8 protein-coding genes are annotated in these 13,348 nt (G+C 61.7%); 6 read left to right on the forward strand and 2 right to left on the reverse strand.

Going from position 1 to position 13,348, the window contains the following annotated elements:
• Positions 1–102: 102 nt before the first annotated feature.
• Positions 103–783, reverse strand: a complete 681-nt coding sequence (locus tag AC6H1L_RS02350) for a hypothetical protein (RefSeq protein ID WP_497599947.1) — start codon at positions 781–783, stop codon at positions 103–105.
• A 1,183-nt stretch (positions 784–1,966) separates the two neighbouring features.
• On the opposite strand from AC6H1L_RS02350, the gene AC6H1L_RS02355 reads away from it, so the two are divergent.
• From AC6H1L_RS02355 to AC6H1L_RS02375, 5 genes are all read left to right on the forward strand, one after another.
• Positions 1,967–2,782, forward strand: a complete 816-nt coding sequence (locus AC6H1L_RS02355; RefSeq protein WP_497599948.1) for a hypothetical protein — start codon at positions 1,967–1,969, stop codon at positions 2,780–2,782.
• A gap of 65 nt (positions 2,783–2,847) precedes the next feature.
• A complete protein-coding gene (locus tag AC6H1L_RS02360; protein WP_497599949.1) occupies positions 2,848–3,096 on the forward strand; it encodes a hypothetical protein in 249 nt (82 codons plus the stop codon).
• Positions 3,097–3,304: 208 nt separating this feature from the next.
• Positions 3,305–6,238, forward strand: a complete 2,934-nt coding sequence (locus AC6H1L_RS02365; RefSeq protein ID WP_497599950.1) for a VirB4 family type IV secretion system protein — start codon at positions 3,305–3,307, stop codon at positions 6,236–6,238.
• 266 nt (positions 6,239–6,504) lie between these two features.
• Complete coding sequence (locus tag AC6H1L_RS02370; protein ID WP_497599951.1) at positions 6,505–9,420, forward strand: type IV secretory system conjugative DNA transfer family protein; 2,916 nt, start codon at positions 6,505–6,507, stop codon at positions 9,418–9,420.
• Positions 9,371–11,410: a hypothetical protein gene (locus tag AC6H1L_RS02375; protein ID WP_497599952.1), complete on the forward strand. Its 2,040-nt coding sequence runs from the start codon at positions 9,371–9,373 to the stop codon at positions 11,408–11,410. The genes AC6H1L_RS02370 and AC6H1L_RS02375 overlap by 50 nt, the downstream gene beginning before the upstream one ends.
• On the opposite strand, the gene AC6H1L_RS02380 is transcribed toward AC6H1L_RS02375, so the two are convergent.
• The gene (locus AC6H1L_RS02380) at positions 11,389–12,417 is read right to left on the reverse strand and encodes a hypothetical protein (RefSeq protein ID WP_497599953.1); all 1,029 of its coding nucleotides are present in this window, start codon (positions 12,415–12,417) and stop codon (positions 11,389–11,391) included. The two genes, AC6H1L_RS02375 and AC6H1L_RS02380, sit on opposite strands and share 22 nt — an antisense overlap.
• A gap of 609 nt (positions 12,418–13,026) precedes the next feature.
• On the opposite strand from AC6H1L_RS02380, the gene AC6H1L_RS02385 reads away from it, so the two are divergent.
• Positions 13,027–13,329: a hypothetical protein gene (locus AC6H1L_RS02385; protein WP_497599954.1), complete on the forward strand. Its 303-nt coding sequence runs from the start codon at positions 13,027–13,029 to the stop codon at positions 13,327–13,329.
• Positions 13,330–13,348 lie beyond the last annotated feature (19 nt).

Below are 13,348 nucleotides of genomic sequence, written 5' to 3' on the forward strand. Positions count from 1 at the left end.
CTCCACGGTCCCCCGAATCCCTGCACAGCCCAGGCTGGCGTGCGCGTTGCTGTGCAAGGGAGCCTCAGGAACCGCGAGGCAACAGAGACGCTATCAGTTGAGCTACGAGCAGCTACGCTGCTGGCAAAGCTGCTCCAGCTCTGCCCGTATATGATCTAACAGAATCAGAAGCGGCTCAGCAGGATACGAGGTGGAGAGCTGCTGGATGATACGCATCTGGCCAAGGAGGTGCAGCAACCCTGGATGATCCATTGCTGGGGCAAGCTGCACCAGTTGCATGTCCAGTTCACGCACCTGCAAGCGGAGCTGCTCTCGTCGGCGTCGCTCATACTGCTCCACTTCTTTGAGATCGCGTAGCAAGCAGTGCTTGAGCTGGTACAGGGCCCAGGGCGTCAGCTGGATGTGGGGCTCGTCCTCCCGAGACACCCCACAGAGCCTCAAGAGCCTGGCCAGAGCTTCTCCCTGAAGTCTGCTCGATCCCTGTGCCCGTTGTGCAAACCCTTCAATATCCTCCAGGAAGGCTAGAAGCTCCTCCCTTGGGACCAGCGCCTTTTGTCCTGGTCTGATATTCCAGCGGCGCAGACGCCCCGCCAGCTCCTGCCCTTCCTGGTAGAGCCAGCTGAGGAAGCGTGGCGTCGCCATTCCAAGAATCAGCAGCACCACCAGGATTTCTCCTGCCCTTAGAACCCCGCTCAGCACGGTTGCCCCTGTTGCAGTAGCCAGTACCTCCAGGGAGAAGCCGGCTAGCAGCAAGAGCGAAAAGCGTTTCCAGTCCATCTGCATGAGATACCTCCTTCGTTGACTGTCGCCATGCGCGCCTGGCGATTCAGCCAGTCAGGGCGATACCCCGGGCCAGGGCAGCGTGCTCGCTCCTGCCATGCCCCGGCATATCGCTCCGCAACGGCTTTCTCCGGTGGCATGACACCTGATCACGCTGCACGCTGTGCAGCATACTGGATCTGGATGGCTTGTCAGTCTGTGGCCGCTCTCGCGTCCACACTGGCGAGTCTATCATTTGCAAGCCGACTTCAAGAGGAACGAGAGAGGGACAGGCCAAGGCCGACCAGGGGAAGCGGTTGGTACCTGGGGGAAACGAGGCGTGATACTGGAGGTCCAGCAGACTCACTGACTGGTTTGTCAGAAGAGCACTTGTGCGCCAGATGCGCCAGCAGAAAGACAGCACTGGCAGGATCAGCATTTTTGGCTGGGGGTTTACCGCCAGCTAATGTACACGAGCCCTGCGGAGGACCTGTCAAGCGTCCCCGACCCTGGTACAGGTGCTGCTGGCCCGCCACGTTGTCGACCGGTCAGGAGAGGATACAGATGCCCGCCTCCTGCGTGAGGGCAGAGGCGACGCTGCTTGAGCAACACCAGACCAGCAACATACCTGCTCTGGCTCCGCTAACAGACACCCAGCTATTGCCTCTCATCAGCGGTCTCACCTGCCCACTGGAAGCAGATAACCAGCAAAGAAAGGCCGACCAGGAGGGAGAGAGGGCCAGCTAGCACTTTCTTAGCCGCAAGGCAATGGGCCTGAACCTGACAAGGAAGCGTCCAACGCAACCACAGGGGACACTCATTCCGTGAGCAAAAGAGATGAGTGCCACACTCTGACGTGAGGTCGTGCGGCCTTGTGCAAACGGCTCCGAGATCTCTCTGGCCATTGTCACTTTGGGCCCCCTTTTGTTTATGGTTCGTCGGCAAAGGAGAAATACCGTCGCCCATCAGGAAAGCGGAGAGTCTTCTTCCATTCCCCTCGCGTTCCAGGGGCGTTCCACCTTCCTCCTCATTGGCCACCCCCTCGGATACTGTTCGTGTTTCCCTGCGGTTCTGCCTGCCCCTGCTATGGTCTTCGTGAGCTGCACATGTTGCGCTCCCGCCCTCTGCCTCGCCCACTTCCCAGGTATGGCGGAAGATCATCGTAACAGTGGCACAGGAAAAGCCAGTAGCTGAAGGGAGGAGTCTCATGGATGAACTGCTCAGGCTCCTGCTCGCGCTGAATAACTTCAATCCACTCATGCCTCTGGCTACCAGCATGCTCTTTACGACCTCGCCTGCGTTGACCACGCAGAACGCGACGGTCATGCTCGTCTGGAGAACACTGCTGGCCATCTCCGATGGCCTGCTGGGGCTTGTGACCATCATTGGAACGATCCAGATGATGCAGAGCGGTGCCACTGGGTCCATACGCATGCCCCTGGGCCAGTTCATAGGCCGAATCTTGCTGAGCACTCTCCTGATGCATAGCTCGGCCTTTTTGGGAGAGCAGCTGATCCAGATCAATAACCTGCTTTGCCTGATGCTTCAGGCCAACGCAGGCTCTTCTCTCCTGCTCCTCACCGGGGGGCGCGGACTCGATTCAGGCACGTCCTTGGTTCTCTGGGCCGTTTTGAGCATCATCTTCGGCATTGGCTTCTTCCGCTGGCTGTTCCAGGCGATCGCTCGCATTGTCCGACTGGATTTCCTCTTTGTGTTGAGTGGACCAGCGTTTCTCTGTCTGATCCACCCAGCCACTTCCCTCATCTTCTCGATCTGGCTGCGTTTCTACATTGTCACGCTCTTTGAGCAGTTCCTTCAGATGCTTGCTTTTACCCTTGGCTTCCAACTGCTGCTCAGCTCCCGGCAGACTGGCCTGCCTGGCTTCCTGCTGGCAGCAGCCATCATGAATTTCACCGCATCGGTTCCAAGACTGCTCGAACGCTTCGGAGCCGCCACCAGTGGTCATGGGGCCTTGAGCACGCTCGCGAGTCTGGCTGTTCGAGCCGTTGTCTTACTCGCCTAGACCAATGCATATTAAGCATTGGACGCACGTGGTACATTCACAGAAAAGAACGGAGGAGTATGGATATGAATACTCTGAATAACTTGAATACCGTCATCACACAGCTACAACAGAATGCCGCTAGAATTGGCATTACTATCGCCGGGCTGCTGGTCGCTGTCTATGCAGTCAAGATCATGCTCGATCAGGATACTTCGCCGGCAGCCCGAGCGGAGCGCTGGAGCCATCTCAAACGGGTCTTTCTCTGCGCTGCGATTATTGCGGCAACCGGGGCATTCGTACAGCTTGCTCTTAGCCTCGGCCAGATGCTCTAAGTCTCCCTTGCTGATCGAGACAAAGGGAGGCTCTCGCCGGTCAATCTGCAAACCGAAGGAAAGGAGGACGAGCCGCCCGGTGGGTCAGAGGGGCGCCTGTATCTGCACACTGCTGCCCGAGTGATAGCAGCACAGCAGGGCTGGCTCGCCGGGTTGCTCGCTGGTCCCACAAGAGATGTCAGAGATACGCAAAGCTGTCCCGAGCCACTTGCTTCAATTCGAGGAACACCTTGTTGCAGGCGTGACACTCACCCAGTTCCTCTCAGACCTGGCAGCAGGGATACTCGTGCTGGCCTTGACTGGGGGCATCCCGTTTGTGCCACGGCTCTGGGTGACAGGGATAGCGCTGCTGAGCGTGCTGTTGCTCGTGCATGGGCGAGTTGGAGGCTCGTCCCTCGCCTTCTGGCTGTATTGGTACGGGCGTTTCTGGTGGCTCCCCAAACGGACCCGTTTTCGCCCACCATCTGCAGCAGGCGCTGAAGCGCGCCGCAAGCCACCCCGCGGTCATCCCGTTGCCAGTCAGCGCTGGGTGCCTGCAGGAGAACTTCAGGGACATCTTGTTCGTCACTGGATGCGGGGAGCGGATGGACGGATGAAGGCTCTGACCTGCTGGGCCCTTCTCGAAGTGCAGAGCTATTCCACATTACGGTTACTTCCTCGCTATGAGCAGGAGCGGCTCTTGAACCGCTGCCAGCGCTTTCTGGACGGGCTGAGTTTCCCCGTGAAGTTCCTTTGGATTGTGGAGGCCCTTGACCCCGCTCGAGACCCCGCCTTGCAAGCCCAACAGCAAGCCCTGGTTCAGCTGAAGGACTCACCACTCCAGCACCTCCAGCGAGAGAATCTCCAGGAACAGCTCCACCAGCAGGCCCATTGCAGCAGCATTCGCCACCTGGTAGTGGTCTCTGCTTCTAGCCACGAGGCCACCAGCGATCAGCAAACAGCACAGGGCCGTTCTCTGCTGCACCGCATGAGTGCTCTGCTCTTCCCCCGGCAGGAACCAGTAGCCGAAGCCGAAGTAGAACGAGCGCTGCGCATTCGGCTTGGGGTTGTCAAAGCCGGGTTGGAGGCGCTGGATCTGCAGGTCTCGCTGCTCAGTGGGGCAGCATTACTGAGAGCCTTTGCCTCCTGCCTGGCCCCGGGAAGCTCTGTTCCCTCCTTCGAGGTGGATAGCGTCTCCCACCCACATCGGCCAGGCTCCCAGGGGCCTGCAGGGCGCTGGGTAAAACGCTTGCGTGGCCTGCATGGTGAGCTGCTCAGCTATATCAGCCCGCGGCCCCAAGCTATGCTGGACCCCGGGCTGCCACTGGAAGAGCTTTTGGCTCCTGTCGCGGTGGACCTTGCTCCCCAGGGGCTGAGAGTTCAGGTGGGCAAGCAGGGTCAGCAGTCCCGCTGCCTGAGAACCTACGAGGTGGTGGGCCTCCCAGCGGAGGTGTCCTACGGCTGGCTGGAAGGGATCACTAACCTGGGCATTCCTTTAATTATCATGCTGCAATGCCAGCCCCTTCCCAACCGGGTCATGCTCCGTCGCCTGGAACTGCAGCGGACCAAAATCGAAAGTCAGCGACTTGCTGACCGGAAATCACTCCGGCTGACCAAAGCCGATGTGGAGCAAGAAGCGACCCAACTGTTGACGCTCATCGAGGCGCTGGCGAGCAACAGTCTGACCCTGTGCTCGATCCAGCTTCTGCTGATGGTTCATGCCTCGACGCTCGAGCGGCTCGAAGAGCGCACGCGGTATCTGCTGGCCCATCTGCGCGACCAGCAAGTGCGGGTGCGTGCCCTCGCGTATCGCCACGACCTGGGATGGCAGGCCTGTTTTCCGACCCCTATGACCTCCACAGCGCTGGTCACACCGGGGGCAATCACGCTACCCTCCGATGTGGTGGCCACCTGCTTAACCTGGTCAAACAGTCGGGTGGGCACGCCCAGCGGAGCCTATCTAGGGATCTCTCGCCAGGGTCCGCAGGGGGCTGCAGTCGCTCTGCCGGTCTATCTCAATCCCTGGGATGGCACCAGGCGGTTGCCCAACCCCCACGTCGTGATCTGTGGCGAGTCCGGGATGGGCAAGTCGTGGCTGGCGAAGACCTTGATGCTGGGCCTGCTGTGCACGCACACCGCCGATGTCGTGGTCCTGGATCGCGACGGAGACTATGACGCCATCCATGCAGCGCTCGGGGAAGCAAGCCAGCGGATCAATCTGGCCGGGCAGTGTCCTATCAATCCACTGGAGCTACCCTATGGGCCAGGGGATGTGGATCTGACCGACCCGGTCGACCTGGTGGCAGAGCATATCGAGCAGCATCTCTTACCTGGACTGGCCCTGCTGTATGGAGAGTCGCTTTCCAAAACCCAAGAAGCCGTGCTGACCCACGCAGCACGTGTGGCTTACCGGACCCGAGGCCTGTATATGGAAGCCATTCGCACGGACCCACAGGTGCTCTTGCAAGAGCCGCCCACGTTTGCAGCTTTCCTGGAGGTGCTGCGAACTGCGCCTACGGCGTCTGAGGTCCAGCGAGAGATGCTGATGGAGCGCTTCGACCAGGTCGCCTACCTGTTTAGCGAGCACACGACTCTGACCCTCACCCCACTGACCATCTTCGCGATTGGCAAACTTGATGAGCGCTGGTATCCCTTCATGAATTACGTGATTTATAACTTTGTGCAGCGCTATCGCGCGGTGCAAGGAGGAGAGCGCTATCTGGCCTACGTCGTAGAGGAGGCTTCGTACCTGCTCAAGCACCCGGCGGGCCGGCGCTATCTTGAGGCGGGAGCCCGCGGCTTCCGCAAGCTTGGTATTGCTCAGATCACGATCAGCCAGCACCCTACCGACTTTCTGGAGGCCGGGCAGGTCGTGCTGGCCAATAGCGGCACATGGTTTCTGCTTGGCATGCAACGGCAGGCAGCACAGCGGCTGCAGCTGCCCGATGAATTAGAGCGACTGCTGGAAGAGGCGCGCCCAGGCCGGGTGGTCTTCCGCTGTGGCCGGGAACTGGCCCCGCTCGACGTGGTCACGTACCGCCATAGCCCTCTGCTGAGGGCCTTGCTGACCACCGATCCTCGTGATCGCCGGCGATTGGCCTCTCTGCAGCACCGTAGCTCTCTGCAACGCCAGACCAGGATCGCTGGTCCTGGCGTACCCTGAGAGAAAGGAGGCGTTCTCTTGATAAGTCGTCAGTACTCCCGAAGCTGCGGCCAAGCCAGCCAGCACCGGAGCCACCGACCTTTCCTTCAACCTGTGCATGTCAGGCGCCTTCCCACTGCTCTGCGTCTGAGTTCAGCCATCTGCTGGGGACCGGCGAGAACGAGGTGCTGCTCCAGACGTGTCGTCACCCGGCCGACGTGTTCCACTCTGCCGGTTCCCGCACCCTGGAGCCGGAGGAACTGGCTGAATAGAGGGGAGGAACCAGCATGAACAGCTCCTCGCAGCAGAAGGACATGGCCCTGGCCTGGCTGGTTCCCTCCGATGATCCGGGGGGACAGCGCCAGGCACAAGCCATAGAGAACTGGCTGCAGGCCTGCGCCTCCGATCTTCCTTTTGCTCTGGAACTGGTGGGCACCAGTCAAGCTCAGGGCTTTCTGCTGCGTTCCTGCGAGCGGGAGCAGCTGCAGCTGCTCTGTCGCCAACTGGAGGCCCTGGTGCCGCAGGTGGAAGTACGCTGGCTTTCCGCCATGCATGACCCGCTCCGCCTGCGCCCAGGCGAGCAGGCGCTCATTGGGCGCTTCTCCTTACTGGCTCCAAGCTATCTGCCGATCAAGACCTTTTCTGGGAAGCTTCTGACGGAAGGGGCAGATCCGCTGCCTGGCTTGCTGGCAGCAATGGCCACAGTCGGTCCCAGCCAGCGCGTCATTGCCCAGGTGGTCCTGGCCAGAGCCCCTGATGAGTGGGTCAGCGCAGATCTGCGCAAGACCGTGGAGCATGCGCTGCAGGCGGAGCGGGAGCGGTATGCACAACAGGCGCTTCAGGATGAGGCCGAAGGCGCCAGAGTGCTAGCTCTGGTGGGAGCAGCCGTGCTGATGCTCCTGGCCAGTCACTGGTGGCAAACTCACGCCTGGCTGCCATTACTGAGCTTGGGGCTACTCGGCCTGATGGCAGGGATCGGCTGGCTCTGGTGGCGGTTGATGCGCGCTTCCCCCGCCCTCTACGATCAGCACGCCGTAGCCGAGAAACTGGCGCGTGTGGGCTTTTATGCTCAGGTGCGTGTCATCGTGATCGGGCCAGCCACAGCCTCTCGCACCGCTCTGACGAGAGTGCTACACGCGATGGAAGCGGCGTATCGGCAATTTACTCAGCCCTCTAGCAACGGCTTCGCACTACACCGGGTCCAGCATATCCAGGCTCAGGATCGTCACGCACGCCAATTGCCAGATGTAGAAGCCGCCTTTCCCTACGCATCCCTCTTCCGGCGCATGCTGCATGGCGGGGCTCGCTCACCCTGGATTCTCAACGCTTTAGAAGTCGCTGGACTCTTTCATCTGCCTCAACCAGGGACCGATCTGCCGCTGGTCCGCCGTAGTACCCACAAAGCCTTACTGCTCTCCCCAGCACTGGCACAGCAGCTGCTCAGACACCACCGTCCCTTCCCTCCAGCGTTGTTGGGCTACTCCACTCAGCGTGGCTACCGTATCCCGGTGGCCTTGCCGGCGGAAGGCGTCCTGAGCCATACCTTTGTCGTAGGGAAATCTCGCTCCGGCAAGTCAGTGCTGATGCAGCTGATTGCTCGGGCTATCCTGCACTCCTCACCCTCCCCTTCTTCCCCAAGTCTGGTGCTGCTGGACCCGCACCGAGACCTGGTAGAGCAGTTGCTTGACCAGATTCCGCCAGCACGTCAGCAGGATGTGCTGCTTCTGGACCTCATGGATACCTCCTATCCGGTGGCAATCAATCCGCTTGACGTCTCCCTGGGACTGAGTCCTGATGAACTGGTGGCCAACCTGATGTCTTGTTTCGAGCGCATCTGGGCACCGCAGTGGGGGCCACGCATGGCCTACTTCCTCACAGCCGCTCTGCGCCTCCTGGCGACGCTCAATGCCAGCCTGGTGCAGCAGGGCCAGGCAGAGGAGCAATACACCTTGCTGGATATCAATCCCCTGCTCCAGGACCGCTCCTTCGCCATCCAGCTGCTGGCACAGCTCAACCTGAGTCAGCCCCAGCAACAAGAGCTGGTCCAATTCTGGCAGACCAGCTACTGGTCGCTGCATCCCTCCTTTCGGAATGAAATCTGTATGCCGATCGTGTCCAAGATCGGCATGTTCCGAGAGCACGAGCAGTTGCGCAGGATCGTGGGGCAACCCGTCACCCAGGCTCCAATCCATGAGGCCATTACCGCGGGCAAACTGGTGCTGTGTGCGCTGGCCAGTCGGGAGCTGCCCGAGGGAGCAGTGAATATCCTGGGGTCGACCTTGCTCAATCTGCTACACCGCGCCTTCCGGTTGCAGCAACCCCTGGAGCTGACGCAACGTCGTAAGGTACTGGTGGCGGTAGATGAATTCCACGTCTTCTCAGGAGGGGATTTCGAGCGGCTCCTTTCTGAAGACGCCAAGTACGGCTGTGCCTTACAGCTCTCGACGCAGAGCCTCAAGCGACTCTCACTTCTACGCGAAGGACTGCTAGAACTGGTCCTGGCAAACTGTCAGCAGCTCTTTGTCTTCAGCGTCTCCGCCGCTGACGCCATGCTTCTGGAAGGGGAGCTGCATCATCAGGTCTCTGCAGCTCATCTGGTCCGCCTCCCGCCCTTGCATTGCTACGCGCGGCTGAGTGTGCCCGGGTTTTCCCAGCAGGTGATCTCGCTGCAGGTCCAGCCGCCCCCAGGAGCACGACTTCAAGGCCAGACCAGCGCTGCGATTCGCGCTCAGCAGCGCAGATGCCGGCGACCAGCCGCGGAGGTCGATCGCTGGCTGGCAGAACAAGGTCGCCGACGGCATCCTGACGCTCTGCTCACCAGCAGGCGAGTGCAACGAGAGGCCGAGCGAGCGCACCAGCAGGCCCAACAACAGGAAGCGGCTATACAGCTCGAAGAGGAGCAACACACCCGAACAAGGTCTCACCCTCAGGAGCTGCCAGGGAATGAGCCGCTGCTGACGACCAGTCTAGGGGGAGCAGCCGTAGAGGTCTCCCTCAGAGAGCAGCCGGGGGACGAGCCTCCAGTTTCCGCGCGGAAGCATCGACGGAGTCGGCGCCAGCGTCGCCGAAAGGTCCCTGTTGGAACACCGCCCCCTGAGCCCCAGGAGCAGCGCCATCTTGGAGAAGAGCAAGCAGAGGAAGGAGCCCCTCACGATGAGAAAATGGCTTACCGGGCCCGAGGCAGTGAGGATCAGCCCAACTGAGACGGCCCTCCTGCGCTGGCTGCTCTGGCATCCGCTCCTGTCAGCACACGAGCTGGCACGTCTGGAGCAGAGCCGTCAGAGGCACGCTCCAGACGCTGCAGTTGCACGGCCTGTGTTGGAGCCAGCAAGCATCTCGCAGGTCCGCAGGGACCTTCGCCGGCTCAAGCGGGGCCTGGTCCTGGCTTTCCGCCTCAAGGAACCGGGCTGGCCGGTGGCTGAGGAGCGCTATGCGCTGACGGTTGCCGGCGTGACGGCGTTCGCGCACCAGTTTCAGCCACCGCTCTCGGCCGAGGCACTCGCGTGCGCCTATCCGATCGAGCAGGAGGATCTCCTCAGCCGGCTCGCATGCCCTGTTTCCACCCTGGTCCTGGCCACCTGTTTCACGAGCTTGATAGAGGGTGCGCGACAGGACTGGCAGGTTCGGGTGTTCCAGTTTCCCTGCTCCCTGCGCTCCTTGCAGAGGCTGGCTGGCTGGTCAGAGTGGTCAGCGGCTCGAACGAGGCCGCTCAATGCCGCGCTGTGCCTCCTGCAGTCTTCCCAGCCCGAACAGCAGTCAGTGCCGCTGCTCCTGCTGCCGGGTCCCCACCAGGAGCAGCCATTTCCCTGGCGCCAGGCAGCGAACCTGCTCGGGCAGCTGGCTCGTCTGTACCAGGCGAATGGGCAGGAGCCGCAGGCAGGGATACCACTGGTCCTGGTGGTGAGTACGGCAGCCCATCTGCCCGCCTGGAGTGACCTGCTGCAGCAGCTCGCCTCGACGCAGTGCCGTGTTCCCCAGGGCGGGATGCTCCTGGTGGAGCAGGTACGGCAAGAGGGGTTCCTGACGGCGCCCTGCTGGCGCTTTGCCGAGCTGGCAGCGCTGAGGGCATCGAGCACGTCTGCCTGGAAAGCAGCAGCCACCCAGCGTCCAACGGTCAGCACGCTGTTACTGGAGCAGATGAGGATACGCAGCCAGCAGCAGGCAGATCTGCCTCAGCCGGGGGAGGACCCGGCGCTCCTCCTCGCCCGCCAGTCCCACCTGTGGACCAGGAGTAAGCAGCCATCCTGGCGGCGCCTGGGCCATCCTGTTCGTCTTCCTGACGCCAGGTGGGCGGCGAGCCTCATCAGGGGGGCATCGCGTCAGGCAGGAGCAGATGTCTCGACGGCCGGCACGCTGGCGACTGCAGCACGCCTCAACCTGACTCTGACCGCCTGGCAGAAACGCCTGCTCCTCCTGGTGGCACGCTTTCCGCTGCTCAGCCGGGCGCAGGCGGCGCAGCTGCTGGGGCTGAAGGGACAGGCAGAGCGCCGTCTCCAGCGCCTGTTGGTCGCGCTGCTGGCCACCGACCTCCTCACCTGTTACCGCTGGTCAGCGGCGCCAGGGCGGGAGCAGGAGCGCCTGCTGCCCACACAGGCTGCTGCGGGTTATCTCGTCACCCGAGGAGCGCTGCCACCGTACTGGGGAGAGAGCGGTCAGCTCGTGTCGAGCCAGCATGGGCCGCTCTGGCTGCCTCCTCAGGCCCGTGGACTTCTGGCACAGATGCAGCACACGCATGGACTCTATACCTGTCTGGCAGCTCTCTCTTGGGCCGCTACGCAGGAGCCGGCCATTGACGGCAGCTGGATCTGGAGCACACGCGAAAGTGCCCGCCGCTGGTTTGACCCAAGGCGACGGCAATGGATTCAGTTGCGCCCTGACGCCACCTGGATCATCTGGCTGCGTGGGCAGCCGCTTCCTGTATGCCTGCTGATCGAATATGATCGTGCCACCCGGCAGCGAGAGTTTCTGGCAAAGGCAGAGACGTATGCCATTGCCAGCCAGCAGACAGGGGGACACTTTCCACCGGTACTCATCATTACGACCCAGCCCCGGACAGTAGCGCGTATCCACACATGCTGGCAGTTAAGCAGGGCTCCTCAGCCCATGCTCCTCCTCCTCCAGGCGGCACTAGACCAGCCTGCTACGCTGCACCACATGACTGACTGGCTGCTTCAACTCTGCTCGCTTCCCTGAGACTTTTCGGCCAGGGAAGACCAGGAGAACAGGTTGAATGCCTCCTGCTGGCTGAGCTGGAGAGCCAGCCGATAGGCATTCGTCTGCGCCCGCGCTGTTTCCAGATCCGCGAGGGTCTCCCGTCTGGGTTCCCATCGCCGGTCTGAGACCTTGCGCATCTGGGACCAGTACGCGCGCCAGAGTTGATCGACTTGCCCCGTCTGGCCCAGCGAACCCCAGAGCAAGACGGCACGACGCAGCGCCCGCTCGCTCATGAGCACCCGCTCCCCTGGCTCACTCCCTGGCCCGAAGCTCACCTTGCTATCAAACCGCGTCGTACAGGCCCCCAGCGCATAGTCCGCGTAGCGCTGAGCCGCGCGTGCGAATGCCTGGCGCTGCTGCCGCAGTGCCAGCTCGCTCGGAGGCGGACTTCCGAAGGTTAACCCCTCTCGCCACGCTGCCTCTCCCAGCCACCAGAGGGCTTCCAGGTACCAATCGCGTCCTTGTGTAAAGGGTTTGCGAATCCAGGAGCTGCGTCCCTCCCAGGGCTGGACCAGCTCGGGATAACGCTGGATATAGCTGGCGAGAAAGTCCCCGCGATACGCTGCCACCAGCTCTTCACAGGCTCGCACCACCTCTCTGGGAACCTCCTGAACCAGAAGCCCTTCTTTCCGCATCTTCATCAGAACTGCATAACTTCCCTGGATCACCTCCAGGTCAATGACCTGACAGCCGGATGCCAGGCGCCAGATCCCCCCTTCGCTGGCAAAGGGATCGAGCGCTGCCGGCAACGCCTCCCGCTCCGTCAATAGCCCCTGCAGGATGAGTGCTTCTCGCACACGTCGGCGCAGGATCTTCCGGTGCGAGTCGAAGCGTTCACCCAGCTTCTGAGCATGGGCCTCCTCATCAGGCTGGCCATGCCCAAAGACCTCCTCCAGCAGCTGATCCCGTGGCACCCCCTGCCGATTCCAGGCCAGATAGGCCAGCAGTTCCTGGCGCTTCGGATACGTCCCCAGCGATACAGGCATCTCTTCCCTCTCTCCTATGCGCAGGGCCAGGACAACCTCGCCAAACACACGTAGCTGGAGCCTGGCCTTCCGCCTGGTGTCACTGGACACCCCCTGACGAGCAGGGGGCTGGAAGGTGCGAACCAGAGCGGGAAGGGAACTTCCCTCATGGGGGATGGGAAGCGGCCCGTTCGCTTGCTCCTCCGGCTGCGGGGAGCTGGCTGGAACGATGGCAGACAGGGCAGAGCACGAAAAAGATGTCTCTGGGGGAAAACGCTGAGGGGTGGCTCTGGAAACTGACGTCGAGAGCCCGTGAGCCGAGGCTGCTGTCGTGGAAGAGAACGACCTTTCAGCGCCAGGCTCTGCCGTCTTGGGAGAAGACTCTGCTGAGTGGCCCGACTGTCGCCCGGGCATGGTGGTGCGCTCCACAGCGCTCACGCTGCGCTGAGTAACTGGCTGGTGGTCACTGGTAGAAGAGGAAGGGTGTTTCCGCAACAGGAGGAGTAAGCCTTCAAGAGCCTCAGCAAGGAGCATGGGAAGGAGCAGCGGAGCAGCCAGGCGCAGGCAAAGGAGGACCATCGGCCAGCGGTTGGCCGGCTCCTGCCACAGGACAGGGAAGGAGCCTACCCGTTGCCAGAAGAAGGACCAGACCGGCAACGTCCACAGGAGGAAGCTGCCAATGGCACTGATCAGCAAGACGAATCGCATCAGCAATTGCTTGGACCGACTGCTGATCGCAGCCGAGACAAAGGGCCACGTTGGATGACCCAGGAGCATCACACACCTTTATCCTTTCTTGCTTCCAATCCTTGCTTGCTCGCCGCAGCGAGCGCAGAGGCGATGCTTAGCCAGCGCGCCTGGTGGGACAGCCACTTTTCTTCCAGTGTATCTCCCAGGCGGCTGGTACTGGAGCATGGTGTATCGCCTTCGTAGGAAGCCTCTCGCGTCTTTT

The organism is Thermogemmatispora argillosa (genome assembly GCF_059696725.1).

Coding starts and splice junctions, on each gene's coding strand:
- AC6H1L_RS02350 (WP_497599947.1), bottom strand. CDS start 783: ATGCAGATGGACTGGAAACGCTTTTCGCTCTTGCTGCTAGCCGGCTTC.
- AC6H1L_RS02355 (WP_497599948.1), top strand. CDS start 1,967: ATGGATGAACTGCTCAGGCTCCTGCTCGCGCTGAATAACTTCAATCCA.
- AC6H1L_RS02360 (WP_497599949.1), top strand. CDS start 2,848: ATGAATACTCTGAATAACTTGAATACCGTCATCACACAGCTACAACAG.
- AC6H1L_RS02370 (WP_497599951.1), top strand. CDS start 6,505: ATGAACAGCTCCTCGCAGCAGAAGGACATGGCCCTGGCCTGGCTGGTT.
- AC6H1L_RS02375 (WP_497599952.1), top strand. CDS start 9,371: ATGAGAAAATGGCTTACCGGGCCCGAGGCAGTGAGGATCAGCCCAACT.
- AC6H1L_RS02380 (WP_497599953.1), bottom strand. CDS start 12,417: ATGCCTGTATCGCTGGGGACGTATCCGAAGCGCCAGGAACTGCTGGCC.